This window comes from Streptomyces sp. NPDC005803, from assembly GCF_040630435.1.
Taxonomy (GTDB): Bacteria; Actinomycetota; Actinomycetes; order Streptomycetales; family Streptomycetaceae; genus Streptomyces.
On the sequence record NZ_JBEXXO010000043.1, the window covers coordinates 22,811 to 42,171 of the forward strand.

18 protein-coding genes and 3 pseudogenes are annotated in these 19,361 nt (G+C 67.3%); 8 read left to right on the plus strand and 13 right to left on the minus strand.

The features are described 5' to 3' along the window. Positions 1-84: 84 nt before the first annotated feature. The gene (locus ABZ454_RS36565; protein ID WP_359543812.1) at positions 85-1,497 is read right to left on the minus strand and encodes a DUF6056 family protein; all 1,413 of its coding nucleotides are present in this window, start codon (positions 1,495-1,497) and stop codon (positions 85-87) included. A 611-nt stretch (positions 1,498-2,108) separates the two neighbouring features. On the opposite strand from ABZ454_RS36565, the gene ABZ454_RS36570 reads away from it, so the two are divergent. Continuing rightward, a complete protein-coding gene (locus ABZ454_RS36570) occupies positions 2,109-2,933 on the plus strand; it encodes a PIG-L family deacetylase (RefSeq protein ID WP_359543813.1) in 825 nt (274 codons plus the stop codon). Between the two features lie 131 nt (positions 2,934-3,064). Here ABZ454_RS36570 and ABZ454_RS36575 read toward each other — a convergent pair. Continuing rightward, positions 3,065-3,812, minus strand: a pseudogene (locus ABZ454_RS36575) (transposase family protein). Positions 3,813-4,118: 306 nt separating this feature from the next. On the opposite strand from ABZ454_RS36575, the gene ABZ454_RS36580 reads away from it, so the two are divergent. The 3 genes from ABZ454_RS36580 (at position 4,119) to ABZ454_RS36590 (ending at position 6,602) form a co-directional block, all read left to right on the plus strand. Then, entirely contained in the window at positions 4,119-4,274 is a 156-nt protein-coding gene (locus ABZ454_RS36580) for a hypothetical protein (protein WP_359543814.1), read from the plus strand. A 1,010-nt stretch (positions 4,275-5,284) separates the two neighbouring features. Then, entirely contained in the window at positions 5,285-5,503 is a 219-nt protein-coding gene (locus tag ABZ454_RS36585) for a hypothetical protein (RefSeq protein ID WP_359543815.1), read from the plus strand. Between the two features lie 253 nt (positions 5,504-5,756). After that, on the plus strand, positions 5,757-6,602 hold the full coding sequence (locus ABZ454_RS36590; protein WP_359543829.1) for a hypothetical protein: 846 nt from the start codon (positions 5,757-5,759) through the stop codon (positions 6,600-6,602). Here ABZ454_RS36590 and ABZ454_RS36595 read toward each other — a convergent pair. The 9 genes from ABZ454_RS36595 to ABZ454_RS36635 all read right to left on the minus strand — a co-directional run bounded on the left by ABZ454_RS36595 (position 6,583) and on the right by ABZ454_RS36635 (position 14,548). Next, the gene (locus ABZ454_RS36595) at positions 6,583-7,941 is read right to left on the minus strand and encodes a HAMP domain-containing sensor histidine kinase (protein WP_359543816.1); all 1,359 of its coding nucleotides are present in this window, start codon (positions 7,939-7,941) and stop codon (positions 6,583-6,585) included. The two genes, ABZ454_RS36590 and ABZ454_RS36595, sit on opposite strands and share 20 nt — an antisense overlap. Further along, positions 7,938-8,600: a response regulator transcription factor gene (locus tag ABZ454_RS36600; protein WP_359543817.1), complete on the minus strand. Its 663-nt coding sequence runs from the start codon at positions 8,598-8,600 to the stop codon at positions 7,938-7,940. The genes ABZ454_RS36595 and ABZ454_RS36600 overlap by 4 nt, the downstream gene beginning before the upstream one ends. Next, positions 8,554-9,282, minus strand: a complete 729-nt coding sequence (locus ABZ454_RS36605; protein WP_359543818.1) for a phosphatase PAP2 family protein — start codon at positions 9,280-9,282, stop codon at positions 8,554-8,556. Before ABZ454_RS36605 ends, ABZ454_RS36600 begins: the two co-directional genes overlap by 47 nt. Beyond that, complete coding sequence (locus tag ABZ454_RS36610) at positions 9,279-9,563, minus strand: hypothetical protein (protein WP_359543819.1); 285 nt, start codon at positions 9,561-9,563, stop codon at positions 9,279-9,281. Before ABZ454_RS36610 ends, ABZ454_RS36605 begins: the two co-directional genes overlap by 4 nt. Then, positions 9,560-10,228, minus strand: coding sequence for a DedA family protein (locus ABZ454_RS36615; RefSeq protein WP_359543821.1), 669 nt, complete (start codon positions 10,226-10,228; stop codon positions 9,560-9,562). Before ABZ454_RS36615 ends, ABZ454_RS36610 begins: the two co-directional genes overlap by 4 nt. Before the next feature lie 550 nt (positions 10,229-10,778). Further along, a complete protein-coding gene (locus tag ABZ454_RS36620; RefSeq protein ID WP_359543822.1) occupies positions 10,779-11,447 on the minus strand; it encodes a response regulator transcription factor in 669 nt (222 codons plus the stop codon). Then, positions 11,444-12,700 (minus strand): histidine kinase, encoded by a 1,257-nt coding sequence (locus tag ABZ454_RS36625; protein ID WP_359543830.1) that lies wholly within the window; start codon positions 12,698-12,700, stop codon positions 11,444-11,446. Before ABZ454_RS36625 ends, ABZ454_RS36620 begins: the two co-directional genes overlap by 4 nt. Before the next feature lie 64 nt (positions 12,701-12,764). Beyond that, positions 12,765-13,604, minus strand: a complete 840-nt coding sequence (locus ABZ454_RS36630) for an ABC transporter permease (protein WP_359543823.1) — start codon at positions 13,602-13,604, stop codon at positions 12,765-12,767. Continuing rightward, positions 13,601-14,548 carry an ATP-binding cassette domain-containing protein gene (locus ABZ454_RS36635; protein WP_359543824.1) on the minus strand — a complete coding sequence of 316 codons (948 nt, stop codon included), beginning with the start codon at positions 14,546-14,548 and terminating at the stop codon, positions 13,601-13,603. Before ABZ454_RS36635 ends, ABZ454_RS36630 begins: the two co-directional genes overlap by 4 nt. A 283-nt stretch (positions 14,549-14,831) precedes the next feature. Between ABZ454_RS36635 and ABZ454_RS36640 the strand changes: the two genes are divergently transcribed. Continuing rightward, complete coding sequence (locus tag ABZ454_RS36640; protein WP_359543825.1) at positions 14,832-15,251, plus strand: hypothetical protein; 420 nt, start codon at positions 14,832-14,834, stop codon at positions 15,249-15,251. A gap of 89 nt (positions 15,252-15,340) precedes the next feature. Here the strand turns inward: ABZ454_RS36640 and ABZ454_RS36645 are convergent. Next, positions 15,341-16,144: pseudogene (locus ABZ454_RS36645) on the minus strand (transposase). Positions 16,145-16,886: 742 nt separating this feature from the next. Between ABZ454_RS36645 and ABZ454_RS36650 the strand changes: the two are divergent. From ABZ454_RS36650 to ABZ454_RS36660, 3 genes and pseudogenes are all read left to right on the plus strand, one after another. Beyond that, a pseudogene (locus ABZ454_RS36650) lies at positions 16,887-17,716 on the plus strand (IS5 family transposase). Further along, entirely contained in the window at positions 17,713-18,147 is a 435-nt protein-coding gene (locus ABZ454_RS36655; protein ID WP_359543826.1) for a hypothetical protein, read from the plus strand. Before ABZ454_RS36650 ends, ABZ454_RS36655 begins: the two are co-directional and overlap by 4 nt. Before the next feature lie 402 nt (positions 18,148-18,549). Then, positions 18,550-19,044 carry a hypothetical protein gene (locus ABZ454_RS36660; protein WP_359543827.1) on the plus strand — a complete coding sequence of 165 codons (495 nt, stop codon included), beginning with the start codon at positions 18,550-18,552 and terminating at the stop codon, positions 19,042-19,044. On the opposite strand, the gene ABZ454_RS36665 is transcribed toward ABZ454_RS36660, so the two are convergent. Beyond that, the coding region (locus ABZ454_RS36665; protein WP_359543828.1) for a transposase at positions 19,016-19,361 on the minus strand (346 nt) is incomplete at its 5' end. The genes ABZ454_RS36660 and ABZ454_RS36665 overlap by 29 nt on opposite strands.

Sequence of the window (19,361 nt, forward strand, 5' to 3'; positions counted from 1 at the left end):
AGGCGCCTCTGAGCAGGCAACCGCGAAGAGCCGCGGACATCCCGCCGACCGCCGCCGGCCACGCCCGTTCGGAACCGCGACCGGCTACCGGACTTGCGGGGCCGGGTTCACGCGCTCCAGGTGGTAGTAGCGGGCCACGCACGCACTCGGCCAACTTCGCTTCCCATGGCCGAACGGCTCCGTCATCTTGGCGATAGGCGTCGGCGCGTACGGCAGGACCACCGCACCCTGCGCCACCCGGGCCCGCAGCCAGGCGTCCTGACGCTCCCAGGCGTTCGCCCGCACCCGCATCTGATTGCCCAAGTGGACGAGCGGGGGAGCGAGCCCAGTGCACGCTGCCGCACACGCGGCCGCGGCAACCCACTGCAGCACCCTGGCGTGCAGTCTGTACAGGCGGACTTCCTGAAGCGCCAGCCCCAGGAAGGTGCCGAGAGCGGTGACCAGGACGATGTACAGGAAGAGAAAGTCGTTCCACAGCCGGGTGGAGCCCACCACTCCGGCGTGGAAGACGGGGTACGCGACCAGCGTGGCCAGATACCCGGCGATAAGAAACGTGACGGCTGCCGCGCACGCCAACAGCACCGGCCGGCGAGGCGGGCCCGGCACCGCGCCATCAGGGCGCCGCATCACGAGGCCGAGCAGAACGCCGGCCGCGACCGCCCCCAGGTAGTGCCACGAGGAGAACGTGTCGATCACGATGTGCGCGAAGCCACGCGCGGCCCCGGCCAGCGAGTCCGGCGCGAGCAGTGAGGAGTCCTTCGCCGCGCCGAACCGGCCCCTTCGGTGCCGCGACCCCGGAGACGTCACCAGGATCAACGCCCCGGCCACGGTTGCGGCCACCCCCACCGCACACCCGGCCCGCAGCCCGCGGCACCGCAGCCCGCCCACTGACCAGAAACTCATCATCAGCGCGGCGACGAGTACCACCAGCACGACGATTGTGGTCTGCTCCGACATCGTTCCGATGCAGAGGCCGATGACCACGGCGATACCGAACGCGACGGCCGTGCCCCGGCGCTGCCGTGCGAGCAGGAACGGAATGACCGCCGCGCAGGCGAGCACCGGCGGCAGTGTGTGCGAGACAGAGGCGGCGGGCCAGTAGAACGTCTTGTACGTGTTGGGAGACCCGAGCAGGAAGACCACCGCCATCATGGACGCCACGCACAGCGGAATCCCGCGTGGCACCACCAAGGCAGCCCTGCGCAGTGTCAGCGCGGTCACCGTCCACAGAATCCCCAGGATGAACACGGCGCTGAGGGGGGCGAACCACTGCTGACCTGGCACACCGAACCTCCCGCAGAGCCAGACCAGCACACCGTTCATGACCCGGCCGTTGTCGTTGACGTAGAACTTCGTGACCATCCCGGAGAACCCGTGTTCGCGGATGACCGGCAGGAAGCACCACTCGTCACCGCTCGGGCGCACCCAGCGAGCGAAGTAGCACGCCACCGCGAGAAGACCCAGCGGGAACACGCTGAGGAGGTACGCCCAGGGCACGGCCCACCACCGGGGCACCGCACCCCTCGTGCGCGCCGACTGCTCTACCTCTCCCACTGCGGAACTCGCCCTCAATCCTCGATCCGCCACCGACGGTGCTGACGTGAGACGAGACCGTTCTCCGGACGGACGCCTTTCCGGTCAGGGATGCAACCCTTTACATCGCGATGGCTGCCCAATGACTATCAGTCCGCAGTACCTCAGGCGTCGGACAGCAGGCACTCCACACGCGAACCCCGCGTGAAACACGACGCGAACGGTCTATACCGCTGCGTTCTTCCGGTGCAAGTCCGAGACGCCACGGCCCGACAGTCCCGCGGGAACGGCCGAGCCCAATGAATATCGAATGAATCACGGTAAGGCGGCAGAGCGAAGTGGTGAGCGCCAGGATGCGTGCGATGCGTGCGTACGGGAACAAAAACGCGTGCAAGAGCCGATGGAGGCTTGTGCCTAAGGCCGCACCCTGCCTGTCAGCAAGTCTCGTCCTCGTTCTCCTGATCTGCGGCACGCCCCCCGGGACGTCCGGAAAGCGATCTGCGGCGCTCCTCGAAGGGCCCAAGGCCCCCGCCAGCGTAAGCGGTTCCCGCGTCTGTGGGCGCACGATGGTGGGTGTGGCCCACGAGGACGACGACCTGTTGTTCATCAATCCGGAGATTTTGCAGAAGCTGGGGCCGCGTTGCGCGTTCAGCGTCATCTACCTGACCGCCGGGGACGCCGGCCGGGCTTACGCCGGGGATAACTACGTACAGCGCAGAGAGAATGGCGTTCGAGTGGCGTACGCGGAAATGGCGGGCGTCCCGGATCATTGGACACAGCATGACATCCACCTGGGGACCCGTACCATCACCTCGTTCACTTTGAACGGCAAGATCGACGTGCGGCTTTCCTTCCTCAGGCTTCCTGACGGAAGCCCCGATGGCGGCGGTTACCCGCAGCACTCCCACCAGAGCATTCTGAAACTGTCCCGAGGGGAGATCGCGTCCATCCGGCCCGTTGACAGCTCGCGGGCATATACCGAGCGGCAGCTCGTCGATACTCTTACCACTCTCGCCCGGCAGGACGAGATCAAGCGCATGCTGACGCTGGACTACGACAACGTGGCCTTTGGTCACACATATACTCCGGGCGCCGATCACAGCGACCACGGAGTGGCCGGAAGATACTTCCGACGCGCGGCATTCGCCGTCCAGGGAAGCCCCCGGATCCGGGTGACTGGATACCTCGGATACGGAATGTCCCGCCTCCCCGAAAACCTCGGCACGATTCGTGCCCGTCAGAAGAACGCCATTTTCGAGTCCTACCGAAGAGGCGCGAAATGCGATTTCGCACCGTGTCCGTCCAGCCCTTATATGAACCGGAAGTATCTTGAGTGGGTGCGCCGGGAGTACCCCCTGAAACCTCGAGTATCCAGTCCGGAGAGATCGGATACCCGATAGGACTGGTGAACGGGGCGCAGCGACGTCCGGGACGTGGGCTCCGGCCGGGGCCCACACACACCATCACCGGCTGGGCCGCCGCCCAACAGCGCAACTTCGGCCGATCCGGGGTTGACTCTCACTGAGCGTTTTCAGTGCTGCCTCTCCAAGCTGAGGACCGCTTTGGCGATTGACATCATGCGGTTGAGGCTGATCCGCGATGCTCGGAAGATGTGGCAGGACTTCAGTCGTTCCATGCCTCGTTCGACGGGTGCCCGGGATGCAGCCAGTGCCCGGATGAGCGTCTGCTGTGTAGGGGACAGTTGCCCGCCGGGCGGCCGTTTGCGCCCGGCGGTGACCCAGGGGCCGGTGCCTTGGTAGGCGCGGTCGGTAAGGACGGGGACACCTCGGCGTTCGCAGATCCGGACGATCCGGTGGGTGCGGGCCGCCGTCAGGTCGTGGCACCGGCCGGGCAAGGCCGGCGAGATACACAGCACGTGAGCGGCCGGGTCGGTCACGACCTGCACGTTCACGCCGCGGCGGCGGTGCTTGTGCGAGCAGTCAACCCGGCCGTCGCCGATCCGGTCGCACTCGGCGAGCGTCCCGTCGAGCAGGACGTACTCCGGTTCGTGCTCGCGCAGGACCTTGAGCAGGCCGAGTCCGCGGGCGACCAGGAGGTCGATCACCGCAGTGGTGCAGGTGGGCGGTGCCGACCGAGATACCGAAGCCTGCGGCTATCTGGGACAAGGTGTCGTGCTTGCGCAGGTACACCAGACCCACAAGAGCACGTCGGTGCGGCGGAAGTTCGCAGCGGCGGTCACCCTCGTGAGTGACGATGAGCATGGTGACCCACTCGACCAGCGCATGGGGCAGGTCAACTGCGGCAGGACAGGGAGCCAACGAGGCATCGTTGCTGCTGAGTTGAGACTACGAACGTCTCCCTCAACGGCGCGGGCTCTTCCTGCGTTGCGCCCTCGGCTCCGTCACCCCATCGGTGGCCACTCTGAAAAAGCTCACTGAGATCGTTTCGTCGAACTCGTAGGTCGCCGTACTGGTATGAGCGGGTGATGCGGTCCTCGTGCTGGCAAGCGGTGTGATCGTCGTCGGGGCGGTCGTCTGTCACCGCTGGACTTCACTGTTCGCCAGAACGAGCAGGGCCCTAGCAACATGGTGGCGTGATGGGCCTTCATACGGACCTTGGTCAGGATGCGCCAGGTCTTCAGGTACGGCACTCCCGCCGCCCTGACCGCCGACGACATCAAGTACTGGGCCGCCAAGGGACACCGGGGAGCCGACAAGGGACACCGGAGAGCAGGCCCTGCTGCCCGCGTCCCGTTCTGGGGCAAGAAACTGCGCGGCTGACGCCAGCGTCACAACCGCGATCATGCCAGGATCCGCAGCCTTGGTGAACGCACCATTGCCACCCTCAGACGGTGACGCCTCCTGCGAAAGCTCCGCTGCAGTACCACCTGGATCACCGCGCAATGGAACGCGGCCTCGCTGAGCACCTCACCGCCCGTGTGCTTCGCGGGATGGCGATGCTGCCCGCGTCCAGGGCCGATGTCTCGTTGGACGTTTCCCCTGCGGATCTAGCAGGTTGTCCTCGTTCGGTCATCGGCGCCCACTCCCTGGCAGCGGCCTGCAAGCCGGTGCGCAGGGCGGTCGGCCTCCGGCAAGGCCGGGCTCGGGGCCCTGGCGGACCTCGGCTTCGTCGGTCTGGACGACGACTCCGACGACCCGGTGATCATCACGGGTCGCAACGCCACCGCGCGAACCACCGACTCACTGACACGGAGAAAGAAGCGAACCGCCTACTCAATCGCGAACGCGCCGCCGTCGAGCGCGGCTTCGCGAACCTGAAGTCCTGGCGTTTCCTGACCAAGATCCACATGAATGCTCGACATGCCATCACCCTCCTGCGTGCCCCTGCTCGTCCTCGTAACACGGAAGTCCACAGATGACAGACGGTCTCCCGCGGAAGATTACGCCCCAGACCGGCGCGAGAACGTCACCGCAACCTCACACCAGCCTGGTGACGTGCGAAATCACGATGAGAATTTCTCACTGGTAACCGCTGCAGGCCAGTCTGCCGGAGCGGGGCCGAGCGCTGCTCTGCTCATGATGAGGTGAGTGCGTGGGCCTTTCCGCCGGGCCATCACCCACTCGGCGCCGGGCAGCTACACCATTTCCGCGCTGGCTGAACAGGTAACCGCCCTGCCTCGGGCCGGCTTGGGGGCCCCGCCCACCGTCGACGCCGTGAGTGCGACTCCGATCCGTGGCGTCTGGCCGGTGAGCGGAGAGCGGTCGGCGCCGGTCTCGCGGCCGTCCCCGTGCGCTGGGTCGGCCCGGCTGGGGTGGTCGATTGTCCCGTGGTGGACGGCGACGTCCTGTGGGAGACGCTGTGGTCCCGGCTGGAGGGCGGCCGCACGGATGGCACCGAGCTTCTCGTCGAGCACAGACCGGACGAGTTCCGGCTCTTCTCCGTGATGGCCGGCTGGTACGGGACTGCCACTGGCGAGGACGGCGGGACGCCCCTGGCGTTGGACGCCGGCTCCAGAAACGACTCGGACTGGTGGTGTTCCCGTCGGTGACGCGTAAGACGTCACCGAGGCAAAGTCTTACACGGATGGCGTAGGCGCTTGCATGTGTTCAGGATGCGTTCAGGTCATCACAGGCAGGGTCGGGTACCGACGCAACCGCCATGCCGCTCGTCGGTTATCCCCACCGGTCCTGCGGGGCTCGCCGACGACGAGGGGCCTGCCCTTGCACGAACAGGAGCGCTCCCTTTTGGAAAAGTCAGAAACATTCACCCACCAGGACTGTGACAGTAGGACCAGCTCGGTGATGAAGAAGCTGCCTGAGGTCACCCTGGCGTTTTGGATCATGAAGGTCGCCGCTACGACGCTCGGCGAGACCGCCGGTGACCTGTTTTCGCAAACCCTGAAGCTCGGCTACTTTCTCACCACGATCGCTCTGTTCCTGATCTTCGTAGTCACACTGGTGATTCAGCTCAGGTCCCGCCGCTACAACCCGTTCTTCTACTGGACGGTCATCCTGTCCACCAGCATGGCTGGTACGACGATGTCCGATTTCATGAACCGCGACGCCGGGTCCACGTTTCTCGCGAATGGTGCCGCGTCGCTGGGCTGGGGCCCGCAGGGCCTGGGCCTCGGGTATCCCACCGGCGCCGCGATCCTGATCTCCCTCCTGATCGTCGTCTTCGCCGTCTGGAAGCTGACCGGAATGACGTTCGCCATCCGCGACATCGTCACCTTCCGCGGCGAGGCCATCTTCTGGTCGGCGATTCTTGTCTCCAACACCCTTGGCACCTCCATGGGCGACTTTCTCGCAGATAGTTCCGGCCTCGGGTACGCGGGCGGGGCCCTGCTCGTCTCCGGGACGCTCGCGGTGCTTCTCGCGCTGATGAAGGCGCCTGCTGTGCCGAACGTGCTGCTGTTCTGGTTCGCCTTTGTCCTGACCCGCCCGTTGGGCGCGACGGCCGGCGATCTTCTGACCAAGCCGGTGGCTAAGGGTGGCCTGGACCTTGGTACGGCGGGTTCGTCGGCCGTGCTGCTGGCGATCCTGGCCGGCCTCGTGGCATATGCCCAGGTGCAGGAGCGGCGGCGGACGGAGGCCGCAGGCCCGGAGACCATCGAGCAGCCGGAAGCCGTCAACCGGCGGGCAGTGTGACTGTGAACCGGGCCCCGGGCACGTGCTCAGAGTCGTGCGTCACTTCGCCCCCGGCGGAGCGGGCCAGGCGTCGCGCGAGCGACAGGCCGAGGCCCGCTCCGAGGTGTCCGTCGCCGGGGTCGGCCCGTCGGCCGGGCTGGAAGAGCTGTGCGGCAAAGCATTCGGGTACCCCGGGGCCGTCGTCAACAACGTCGATGCATACGCCGGTGGACTCCCGCCGCGCGCTGATGGTGACCCGCGAGGTGGCATAGCGGGTGGCGTTGGCCAGCAGTGGGCTGACGATGCGTTCGAGGAGGGCGGCCTGGACCCCGGCCTTCCCTTGAGAGTTCTCGCACACGTCGACTGTCACGTGAGCCGCGGCCTCCAAGCGTGTGGCAAGCCGGTGAAGCGCCGGGAGGACCTCGGCAGAGCCGGGGGCGGTGGTTGTGCCCTCGCGGGCGTCGTCGAGCAGGGTGTCGCAGATAGTGCGCATGGATCGGGCGGCGTCGGCGATCACCTCGTGAGTGGCCACGGTTTCCGCTGCTGAGCGTGGGCGTGCCTGCCACCAGTCGAGTTCGGCGATGATGCGGCTGAGTGGGGTGCGGAGTTCGTGGGACAACTCACCGGTCAGTTGCTGTTCATGGCGCAAGACAGCGCGTATGCGGTCCAGCAGTGCGTCCAACGACGCAGCCAGGTGGCCGAGTTCGGCCGGCTGTCGAACGGTGCCGAAGCGGTCCGCGGAGGCGATGGCACTCCACTGGGTGGCCTGGTCGGTCATGCTTCCAACGGGGCGCAGCGCGCGTCCGACTGCGAGGCGTGTCAGAAGGTATGTACAGGCGAGCATGATCGCGTCGAGACACAGCGAAGCCAACAGCAGGGTGTCGGCCGAACTCCGGTACGGAGAAAGGTCCAGTGCGGTGACGACGGTTGCCGTGCTTCGGCCACCGGGTACGGGCATGCTGCACAACCGGGAGCGAGCGGGTTCGCCGGCGGTCAGACAGCGTGTGCCGCCCTGCCGTGCGAGTGCGGCGGAGGCGAGAGCGAGGGCACTGCGGGCTGTAGTGGAGGGTGGCTGTTCGAGCAGCCGAGGGCCCGTGTAGATCCAGACGTTGGTGTCAAGAAGCTGGTCGTTGGAGGTCTCCAGGACGCGCGCCCTGGGGCCGCCGGTGTCGATGGTGGTGGCGACCGCGGCAGCCCGCGTGCGCAGCTCGTCATCCGCCTGGTGCTGCAGGCGGTGGCGGATGACGGTGTTGAAGGCGACGGTGACAATCACCATCAGGAGCGTGGCGGTGGTCACGGCCACCAGGGAGAGGCGGCCCCGCAGGGTGCGCGGTGCCAGCCGGAAGAAGGCGGCGTTCATGACAGGCGGTGGCCGATCCCGCGGGCGGTGATGATCGTCTGATTGCTGTCCGAGTCGCGCAACTTGCGGCGCAGCCGAGTCAGGTACTGGTCCAGGGTGTTTTCGCTGACCTGGGCCCCCTCGGGCCAGCCCGCTCGAAGTAGTTCCCGTCGGCGCACGAAACCTCCGGAACCGGCCATAAGAGCAGCCATGAGGCGAAATTCCGTCGGTGTGAGGCTGACCTGGTTCCCGTGCACGCTGACGATATGCCGGACACCGTCCAGCACCAGGCCGCCGGCCGTGGCCAACGGCAGAGGTGCGGCGCGCTTGACGGCAGCCCGCAGTCGGGCGGTGAGTTCGGCGAAGTGGAACGGCTTGGGCAGATAGTCGTCACCGCCGGCGGAGAATCCCGACAGCCGATCGGTCAGCCGGTGATGGGCGGTCAAAAAGATGACGGGGGAGAAGAAACCGTTCGCCCGCATCGCCTGGCACACGTCCCGGCCGTCCGCGTCGGGCAACCCGACGTCCAGCACCACTGCGCCGATGTCATCGGTGGCCAACCGTAGGGCAGAGGCCCCGTCCGGGGCAGGTACGGGGTCGAAGTCCTCCTCGCGAAGGCCGCGCAGAAGGACGTCACGCAGGGCGTGATCGTCCTCGACGACCAGGATCTTGTGGCGCATTGTCCTTCGTCGGCCCATTCTCTGTGTCTGTAGTACCTGTGATGAACCCTTCGGGCAGCCACCAGACAGCGGCGCACAGGCACAGTCCCAGCCAGCCGAGGGCGAACAGCCAGCCGCCCACGATGTCGGTGAACCAGTGCACCCCGAGGTAGACGCGGGTCAGCCCGACCAGGACACCCCAACAGCCGCAGACAAGGGCGAGAGGGCTCTTGCCGCGTGGAGCGCGTGCGCATACCGCGATGATGAGCAGCCCGGCGGTGAGCGTGGCCGTGGTGGCGTGGCCGGAGGGGAACGCCCATCGGGAGGCGTGCGTCGCCCAATCCAAGTGAGCGGGGCGGGGTCGGGCGACGAGCACCATCAGGCCGTAGCGCGCCGCTTGCGCCGCCCCGAGGCAGGCAAGACAGAGCGCGGCAGCGACGGCCCGCTGGCGCAGAGTGCGCCCGGCGATGACCCCCGCCAGCACCGCGAGGACGTACGGGATGACGCCGGTTCCGGTGGCGGTCAGACCGCGGGCCAGCGCCACCGCCACAGCCGGGCGGTGACCGACGGACCAGGACAGCAGGTCCGCATCCCCGTACAGCGGCTTCCCGCCACCACCCACGGTCATGGCCAGTACGCCGAATGCCGCCCACGCGCCCAGGCCGATGCTGCCGGCCATGTCCCCGAGCTCGCGGCGTCTCATGGCGCCGCCAGCGGCCACAACCGCGAGCCGGGGATTTGCCGGACCAGGGCATCGGGACGGTGGCGCACCACGACCCTCGCCAATACGGTGACGACCGCACCCGCCACGACTCCGGATGCGACGTCGTACGGACTGTGTGCGCTGATGGCGAACACCGTCAGTCCGCACGTTGACCAGGCCGACGCCATGTCGTTCACCCAGCCAGCTGAAAGCTGCGTGCAACGTACCGTGCCGGTGTCGGCGTAGCCGCCGAGCGACGAGCCACCGAAGGCGAAAATCATCCGCGAGCCTCCTTCGTCTTGGCAGCGCGGCGGGAGCGGTACAGCTCCGCGGCGAGCGGAACCAACGACACGGCCACGATCAGGGCGACGATGGGCAGCAGGTAGCGGTCCACCTGAGGAATGGAGGATCCCAGCGCGTATCCGCCCAGTGTCAGTCCCAGACTCCACACGAGCCCACCGGCCACCTGCCACACGGTGAATGTCCGCGCCGGAACACCCAGCGCGCCCGCCACAGGATTCAGCACTGTGCGTACCACCGGCACGAACCGAGCCAGCACAATTGCCTTCGCATGCCCGTACCGTTCCAGCAGCGCCTCAGCCCGGTGCGCGCCTTCGTGCAGGCGGACCGAGCGGCTACGCGCAAGCAGCGCTCCCCCGGCTTTCCGGCCAAGCAGATAGCCGCACTGTGCCCCGGCGAGGGCGCCCAAGGCAGCGGCCAACAGCAGCGGGCCGAGCGACAGGCTCACGCCATGCTGGCCGCTGCCCGTACAGAGCAGCCCCGCCGTAAACAGCAGGGAGTCGCCGGGCAGGAAGAACCCGATCAGCAGACCTGTCTCAGCGAACATCACCAGGCCGACCCCGAGCACACCAAAGGCGGCCAGCAGGGACTGCGCGCTGAGGACATTCACCGCAAGCTGTGAGGCTGCGAACACGGGTGCGGTCATAGAACGAAGGACCTCTCGAGCTGGATGTGAGGCGGCACGCGAAGGCCGCGCCCCGACTGACTACAACCATGTAGACGATCCATTGAACTGTAGACGAAAGGGCCCTGAGGAATAGTTCCCGCGACCGACGCGACGAACGGATGTCGACCATCCGGCGAGCCGAAAAGAGCGTTTTGTCGTCCTCCCAAGAGCGTTGGGCAACGCAGCGCCGCCGTGAATGATTGCGGGGTGTTGGTCCACGTGGAAGCGCTTCGGCAGGTCGCCGACGGGCGTGCGACGGTTCGGGTGCGCTCGGAGGCGGGTGCCGCTGCGGCGTTCTGGTGCGGAGGCGATCCAACGGGAGTGGGCCGCGACCCGATACGCGACCGAGCTACCTCCGGGCCCATGCACGACCCCTCGACCGGGACACCTGATCGCAGCCCTCCCGCACTTCGTGACTGCACGCAGCGCCGACGAGGCGCGGGCCGCGAAAAGGGCTGTTCGACGAGGAGCGCCCGCCATCACGGCGCTCAGGCCACGCCCCCGGTTTCGGCGGGCTGACCTCCGCCCCTCACACCGCACCTGGCCCGCTAAGCCCGAGATCGTAGGCGAAAATCACGGCTTGGACGCGGTCGCGGGCGCCGATCTTGGCCAGGACACGGCCGACGTGCGTCTTCACGGTGGACTCGGACACGACGAAGCGGGCAGCGATCTCGCCGTTCGTCCAGCCCTTACCGATGGCGACGAGGATCTCGCGCTCACGGTCGGTGAGGGTCCCCAGTCGTGGGTCCTCTCGCACGTCAAATCTGCTGACGGGCACGTGCTTGGCGTACTCATCGAGGATGCGGCGGGTGAGAGCCGGCGCGATGACGGCGTCTCCGCCGGCGACCGCGCGGATCCCGGCGAGGAGTTCTTCCGGACGCGCGTCCTTGAGGAGAAAGCCGCTCGCTCCGGCACGCAGCGCGGCGTGAACGTACTCGTCGAGGTCAAAGGTGGTCAGCACGAGAATGCGGGAGCGTCCTCCGGCGGCAGTGATCTGACGAGTGGCCTCGATGCCGTCCATACCGGGCATCCGGACATCCATCAGGACGACGTCGGGACGTAGTTCGGCGGCCTTGCGCACAGCCTCGGCGCCATGCGCGGCCTCGCCGACCACGTCCGTCTCAACGATGGACTCGAGCAGCACCCGGAAGCCGTAGCGCTGGAGCGGCTGGTCGTCCACGATGAGCACCGTGGTCACCAGGCACCTGCCTCGGGCGTCGAGTCGAGGTTGGCCTTCACCATCCATCCGCCGCCGGCCACGGGCCCGGCAATGATGTCGCCTCCGTAAAGCGCCGCTCGTTCTCGCATGCCCACCAGGCCGTGCCCTTCCTCGATCCATGGTCCGGAGCGGCACACGGGACCATGGTCCCGGACACGGACGAATACCCGGGTTCCCTCGACTCCCACCGTCAGTTTGACTCGGGTGCCGGCGCCGGCGTGCCTCAGCGCGTTTGTGAGGCCTTCCTGGACGATGCGGTAGACCGTCAACTGCAATCCGCGGTCCAGAGCGTCCACGTTGCCAGTGGTCCGGTAGACGACATCCAAGCCGGCGGTGCGCACACCCTCGCACAGCGCCTCGATGTCCGTGAAAGCGGGCTGCGGACTCAGCTCAGGCATGGTGCCGGCGCCGTCCGACGCCTCCCGCAGCACGCAAAGTACACGTCGCAGCTCCCCGAGGGCAGCCCGGCCAGTGTCGCCGATGAGCTGCAGGGTTTCCTTGCCGCGTTCAGGAGCAACATCCGTGGCATACGCGCCGGCATCGGCGAGGGTGATCATGACGGCCAGATTGTGGCCGACGATATCGTGCATCTCGCGGGCCACCCGCGCCCGCTCGGTGGCGCCCGCGAGCCTGCTGCGCTGGTCGCGTTCGATCTCCAGGCGGGCCGCCCTCTCTCGCAGCCCTGCGAGCTGGGCCCGGCGGGTCCGTACCATCAGCCCGAGCGCCAGGGCTGCGGTCGCAGTGCTCAGCAGGAAGAACAACGCGTCCCAGACGGACACGACCGCCGGGACGCGCACCGCGACCAGGACCATTGCCACCGCCATGATTCCGCAGGCCCACGCGAGTTGCCGCAGCCGCCCGTGCAGGGCCAGGCTGTAGAGGGCAATGAATAGGGCGATGTCCGCGCGCAGCGCCGCCCCGAGCGACCACTGCAGCACGAAAACAGCCGCGATGGCGACGAAGGCAACCATTGGCCTGCGCCGCCGCCACAGCAGCGGCAGCACCAGACCGGCCTGAAGCAACAGCGTGGCCGCCAGGGGAAGTGGGGTGAAGGCGAGCCGGAACCGGCGTGGACCGTCGCTATCCTCGGCGCCACCGTGCATCAAGTCCGGCAGGCAGAACATGAGAAATGCCAGCAGCACCACCGCGCTGTCCAGCACCCACGGATGGACCAGGTTCGCCTGCCGCAGCCGCTGGCCGCCCCGGGAGAACCGGGCGATCAGCGGCCCCATCCCGCCGAAGTCGCCGGCGGACGTGGTCGTAGTCAAGGTGGTCACCTGCCCATGGTGCAGCTGCTCAGACGTCCCTGCGCACCAGTCGGCACCCTGCCCCCGCCAGCACGAGCACCGTCCAGCCGAGAAAGACCAGCAGTCCGACCGCAGGCGACAGGGTGGTGCTGTCATGGGTCAGGACGAACATTGACTCGCCCGCGTTGCTCGGCAGGTAAGGACTGATGTTGTCCTGCCAAGAGCTGGGGAGCAGCGAGACGAGCCCCGGGATTAGCATCAGGCCTGCGACCAGCACTGAAATCCCGCCAGCCACTGACCGCAGCAGTGCGCCCAAAGCGGTGCCGATGACACCAACCAGGCAGAGGTAAAGTCCGGCGCCCAGCAGACTTCGGATGACTCCCGCACGACTCAGGCTCATCGCAGCAGGGGTGCCGGAGACGATGCCGCTGCCGAACCCGAAGGCGGTGAACGCGCCCAGGATGCCGACGATCAGGGCGACCAGGCCGAACACGGCTGCCTTGGACCACAGCACGGGCAGACGACGTGGTACGGCCGCGAGCGTCGAGCGAATCATGCCGGTGGAGTACTCCCCGGCCGTGACCAGCACACCGAGCACGCCCAGCGCGAGCTGAGCGAAGTTCACGCCGAAGAGCGACAGGCTCACGGCCGTCGAATCGGCGAAGTCGCGGTCCATGTGACCGGAGCCGATCCCGGACTTGTATCGGCTCGCGGCGATCAGCCCGAAGGCGACGAGGAAGACCATTCCGAGGCCCAGGCTGACCCACGTCGAACGCAGCGACCAGAGTTTGGCCCATTCCGAGGACAGCACGCGCCATCCGGTTACCCGGTAGGAGGGCCGAGCGGGGCCGGCCGAGCGCGCCTGGACTATTGGGGTGAAGGCGTTCATGCCGCTCCCCCCTGAGCCACCAGGCTGTCGATGCCGGCCGTGGTGCCGTGGTACTCCACCGCATCCCTGGTCAGCTCCATGAACGCCTCCTCCAATGACACCGCCCGCGCGGTCAGCTCGAATAGCGCGATTCCGTGCTCGGCCGCTTTCAGGCCGATCTCGCGGGTACTGAGTCCGGATACTTGCAGCTCCTCGGAACCGGCGCGGCCGGTGATATCGACGCCGGGCCCGACCAGTACCTCCCGCAGCCGCGCCGGATCGCGCGTGACCACCTTCACTGTGCCGCCGCCTGCTTCGCGGACGAGGTCTGCCACGGTGGTGTCGGCCAGCAGTCGGCCACGGCCCACGATGATGAGATGGTCCGCCACCAAAGCCATCTCGCTCATCAGATGGGACGACACGAACACGGTCCGGCCTTCGTCCGCAAGCCCGTGGAGCAGCGTGCGGATCCAGAGGACGCCCTCCGGGTCGAGCCCGTTGACGGGCTCGTCCAGCATCATCGTCTGCGGGTCGCCGAGCAGAGCCGCCGCGATGCCGAGCCGCTGGCCCATGCCGAGAGAGAAGGCGCCGGCCCGCTTCTTCGCCACGGCGCCGAGACCGGCGAGGTCGATGACCCGGTCGACCCGGCGAAGGGGGATGCCGTGCGTCAGCGCGAGGGCTTTGAGGTGGTTGTAGGCGGAGCGGCCCGGGTGGATCGATCTGGCCTCCAGCAGGGCCCCCACCTCCTGGAGCGGTGCCTGGTGCCGGGCGTAGTGGTGGCCGTTGACCTTCACGGAGCCGCTCGTCGGGGCATCGAGCCCGACGATCATCCGCATGGTCGTGGACTTTCCCGCTCCGTTGGGGCCCAGGAAACCGGTCACCGTCCCCGGCTTGACGGCGAAGTCCAGCCCCTCGACGGCTGTCTTCTCGCCGTACCTCTTGGTCAGCTGCTGTGCGTCGATCATTCGCGTCTCTTCCTGTCGGACACCGGCGCCCGTCCATTGCCTCTGACGCCTCACCGACAACGCTAGGACCCCAAACGCCCCAATTCGGTAATACCGCGGACTGATCCACGCCCGCCGGGTCGTACTGCGGTACTACGCGACACCGCAGCCGCGCCTACGCTGTCCAGCCCTGGCCGCGCACGTGCGAACGGGCATCCCGGATCGCGGCCAGGGTGAGCGGCCAGGGTGAGAGGACGAGGGTCTAGCGTGTATCGGAAGTGAATCGAGCACATAGGGTGTCGGCATGCCGCTGAGTCACATAGTTCTCTCGTCCGGTCGTTCGATCGCGCTCACCGAGCTGCGGATGTCCTTGACCTATGGGGGGATGTTGGAGGGCTACCCGTGTAAGCGCATCAACGACTTGAAGGTCAGTTGGCTCCAGCAGCAGGCCGAACGCGCGTTTTCCACCCAGCCGGTCCATCTCGTTCCGCCCTCACGCGAGTACCCGGAAGAGAGCGCCGGCGCCTTCGGTCCCGTCGAGGTGCTGCCTCCTGTGGCGTGCATCGGTGCCTTCAACTCCGCGGCGCTCGACCCGGCAATGGACGGTTCCTCCCTCATCGTCGCCTGGTTCCAGCCAGCCCCGGATGTACCGTCGGGCGAGGACGCTGCTCTTGCTCTTCGCAGCATTCGCTGGGAAGAGCTGGCCCAGGACTACGAGCTGTAGCGACACGTGCAGATCACAGCCATTTGTTGATGGCCACTACGAGGACGGTCGCTTCGTAGCGGACGGCGAGCTTGATGCCCCTATGGATGTCAACCAAGGGCCCCAACGGCTCCGGTCTGGCCAGCCGGAGGGTTTGGCGGGACGATGAGTCGGTAGATCTCACGCGCGACGTAGCGTTTGAGGCAGCGGATGATCTCGCGCCGTGTCTTGCCCTCAGACGTCGTTGCAGGTAGTCACGGGTCCGGTCGTCCCAGCGCAGTCGGCTGAGGACGATGCGGTAGAGGGCGGCGTTCGCCTGACGATCGCCCCCGCGGTTCAGTCGGCGCCGCTGTGTCTTCCCGGAGGACGTCTCGACCGGGCTGGTGCCGCATAAGGCCGCAAAGGAGGCCTCGCTGACGAGGCGCTCAGGGTTGTCGCCGGCCGAGATGAGCAGGGCAGCGGCACCGTCCGGGCAGACGCCGCGAACCTCCAGCAGGCCAGGCGTGCTGTCTTCGGCGGCCCGGGCTATCTGCATGTTAAAATCGTCGATCTCCTCGGTCAGGTGCCGGATGCGGCGGGCCAGCAGCCTCAAGGTGTGGCGGGCGGCCCCAGCAGGCCCGCTCGCGTGCTGCGGGTCGAGTTCGGCGGATGCCCTCGGCGCGCAGGTGACGGGTCAGGGCGGCTCCATATGAGCCGGTGCACTCGACGCCGGCCCGCCGCAGCACGCCGAAGGATCGGGCCCAGTCGAGGAGTTGTCGATAGCCGTCGGCGGCCGCGGGGAAGCTACGACCGTCCAGGGCGGAGCCGAGCACGGTGATGACGGCTGCGGCGTGGACATCCTTGTGAATGTCCACTCCGAGCAGGACATCCTCCGCGTCGGCCGGGACGTGACACGGGGCGGTGGACTGCGTGATGCTGGTCAAGGTCGCCTGTCTCCTGATCGCCTAGAGAACCGGTGGCCGTCGCCGGGCCGGGGGCGGTCAAGACTGCGACGGTGCCTGTCGCGAAGGCCCCTATCGGGACACGCCCCTGCCCGGCGGCAGCGAGTACCGCCTCGAGCAGCGGCCGACAGATCAAACTCAAGGCACCAAGGCCAGTTCAGGCCAGTCGTATCGCGAGTCAGGCCACCGCCCGAAGCGGCACCTGAACATCCTCACAGTCGTATCGCGTGGCGACGGCGGTGCCTCATGAGACGGTTGATCCCAGCCCCATTGCCCAACTATGAGCGGTTACGGTGTCGCCTGATGGTGTGGGTGAAGCCCACCCTCGAAGGTCATGGCCCCAACGTCGTGCTTTACCGGGCAGGTCCGGCTGCCCCAAAGTCGTTCCTCCGACCGCGTGGGGTCAAGCTCTGAGAGCAATGGCGCCAAAGATGAAGCCGAGCACCATACCTGCAACCGAAAGGCCCATAGCCAGGGCGGCCTGTGGCTCCTTCCGCTTCATCGCGAGAGCTGACAGCCCGATCGCGAGGGGCCCGAGAACGATGCAGAGACGCTGCGCAAGCAAAGGCGCTCCACACATAGCTCACCGACCTACCACCGCTTGGCTCACCTTAGAGTGCGGTTCGCGCCGTGATGCCGGTTCTGGTGTCGCTCGATGGGGTGACGCTGCGGGGTTGGCGCCGGTCGGGCGTTCGGGGTTCGCTTGGGTGGAGGGATGAGCGGTCGCAAGCCGTACCCGAGTGATCTCACCGATGAGCAGCGAAAGTTGATCGAGCCCGTGATCGGCGCCTGGAAGCCGGGCATCCCTCGGCCACCGGTCACCGGGGCACCTACGCGATGCGGGAGATTATCAACACGATCCTCTACCAGAACCGCACCGGCTGTCAGTGGAAGTACCTGCCGCACGATCTGCCCCCGAAGAGCGCGGCGTATTACTACTTCGCCGCCTGGCGCGACGACGGCACCGACCAGACCGTGCACGACCTCCTGCGCTGGCAGTTGCGCGAGAGCCGGAAGCGATTAGCCGACCCGAGCTTGGTGGTCCTGGACACCCAGAGCATCCACGCGGCCGTGGGCGTCCCGGCCGACACGACGGGTAAGGACGCTGCGAAACGGGTGCCAGGCAGGAAGAGATGCCTGGCCGTGGACGTGTTGGGCCTCGTCGTCGAGGCGGTTGCCCTGCCGGCGTCGGCGCATGACAACGACGCCGGCATCGCCCTGCTGAACGGCGTGGCCGCGCAGACGGACACCGTGAAGAAAGCGCTGGTCGATCAGGGCTTCAGGAAGAGCGTCGTCGACCACGGCGCGACGCTCGGCATCGATGTAGAGATCGTCGAGCGCAATCCGGCAGACAAGGGCTTCGTCCCGCAGGCCAAGCGGTGGATCGTGGAACAGACGAACGGGATCTTGATGTTCTACCGCCGCCTCGTGCGTGACTACGAGCACCGGCTCGCCTCTTCCCGCTCGCGGGTGTTCTGGGCGATAACGTCGGTCATGGCCCGCCGCCTCACCAGCGCCATCATCCCCTCCTGGAGGAGCGCGTGAGCGAGATCCCCCAGGTCGAGGCCGTACTGGCCTATATCGAAGCCCGCGAGAACGAAGTCGCCGAGCAGACCGGACAGCTCCGCGACCACATCGCCGAACTCACCACCCGCCTCGACGAGTTCGACACCGAGAGCGAGAATCTGCAGATCACCCGCAAGACCCTCCACAACATTCCCGCACCCGCCCCGGCACAGGCACCGGGCGACGAGCCACCCCGCACCCAGATACCCCAGCACCCGGCCTACCGGCAGATCCTCATGGTCCTCACCGACACCGGCCATCCGATGCGGGCCCGCGACATCTGCGAGGCCCTCGACCTGCCGATCCTGCCGAAGAACACCGAGGGCATCCGCTCCAAACTGAAACGCCTGGTCATCCGCGGCATCCTCACCGAACCCGAGCCCGGCTCGTTCACCCAGCCCCGCCCCTGAACAACAGCCCACCCCACCGAGCAGAACACCTCACCCGGACCTCATCGCGACTCGGTCATCACAGCGAACCGCACTCTGAGAGCGATGCTCTGCTACAGGTCGGCCGAACTCGCTCTCGAGGCCGCGCGCTCACCCGTCGACGCGCCCGACAAGATCAGTAGTCGCTCTGGGTGACGGAGTGCTACTAGTCTTATGCTGGTGCACTTGGAAGAAGAAGCGCCAGAAGGTGAACTGGCGCTCGGTATCAGGCCCAAGACAAGTTCCAGGTCCGGATCGGCAACCGGACGCGCGGCCGAGGACGTCGCTTTCGGGCTGGGAGCAGAAGATCGGGGGCCGGATGCCAGCCACTCGGCAACGCCCCAAAGCTCTGCCTCGGCTGGCTCCCCGATTTCACGGTGGCGTGTGCCGCTCGTCGTAACCGCGGTCGCGCTCCCCTTCTACGTGTTGTGGGCCGAACTCCTCGCCACCGCGGGGGGCGACCTGGCCGCTCAGTTCGCCTGGACCCAGTTCATGGCACGCCATCCCGGCTCGGCGTACAACCTGTCGTGGTACGGCGGTATGCACATTTTCAACTACAGCGTCCTCGCCCCCGCGGCGATGGCCCTGTTCGGCGTCAGGACGGTCTCCGTGGCCGCCGGACTGGCCGGGACGTGGGCCATGGCTGCTCTGTTCGTCCGGGCGAAGGTCCGGCATGCAGTGTGGCCAGCGCTGCTGGGGGCGTTGGCGCTGTGGTGCAACGTGGCATCTGGGCGGACCACGTTCGCGCTGGGCGCGGCCGTGGGCCTGCTGACGCTGCTCACGCTCCATTCCTCGGATCGGAGTGCGGCGCGCGTGGCCGGCGCCGTGCTGGCGGGCCTAAGAAGTCATCTCATTTGGCGAGCCTGCGGTAGCAGATGAGGGTGCAGGCGATGCTGGTGAAGGCTAGGAAGTGGTCGGCTTTGCGTTCGTAGCGTCGGTGGAGGCGGCGGCAGCCGGCGAGCCAGGCCATGGTGCGTTCGACGGTCCAGCGGTGGCGGCCCAGTCGTTGTGAGGACTCGACTCCCTTGCGGGCGATGCGGTGGGTGATGCCGCGCTCGCGTAACCATCGCCGCAGGTGGGCGTAGTCGTAGCCCTTGTCGGCGTGGAGTTTGCCGGGCTTGCGCCGTCGCCGGCCGCGGCGCGAACGGATCGGCGGGATGCCCTTCACGAGCGGGATCAGGGCCTGGCTGTCGTGC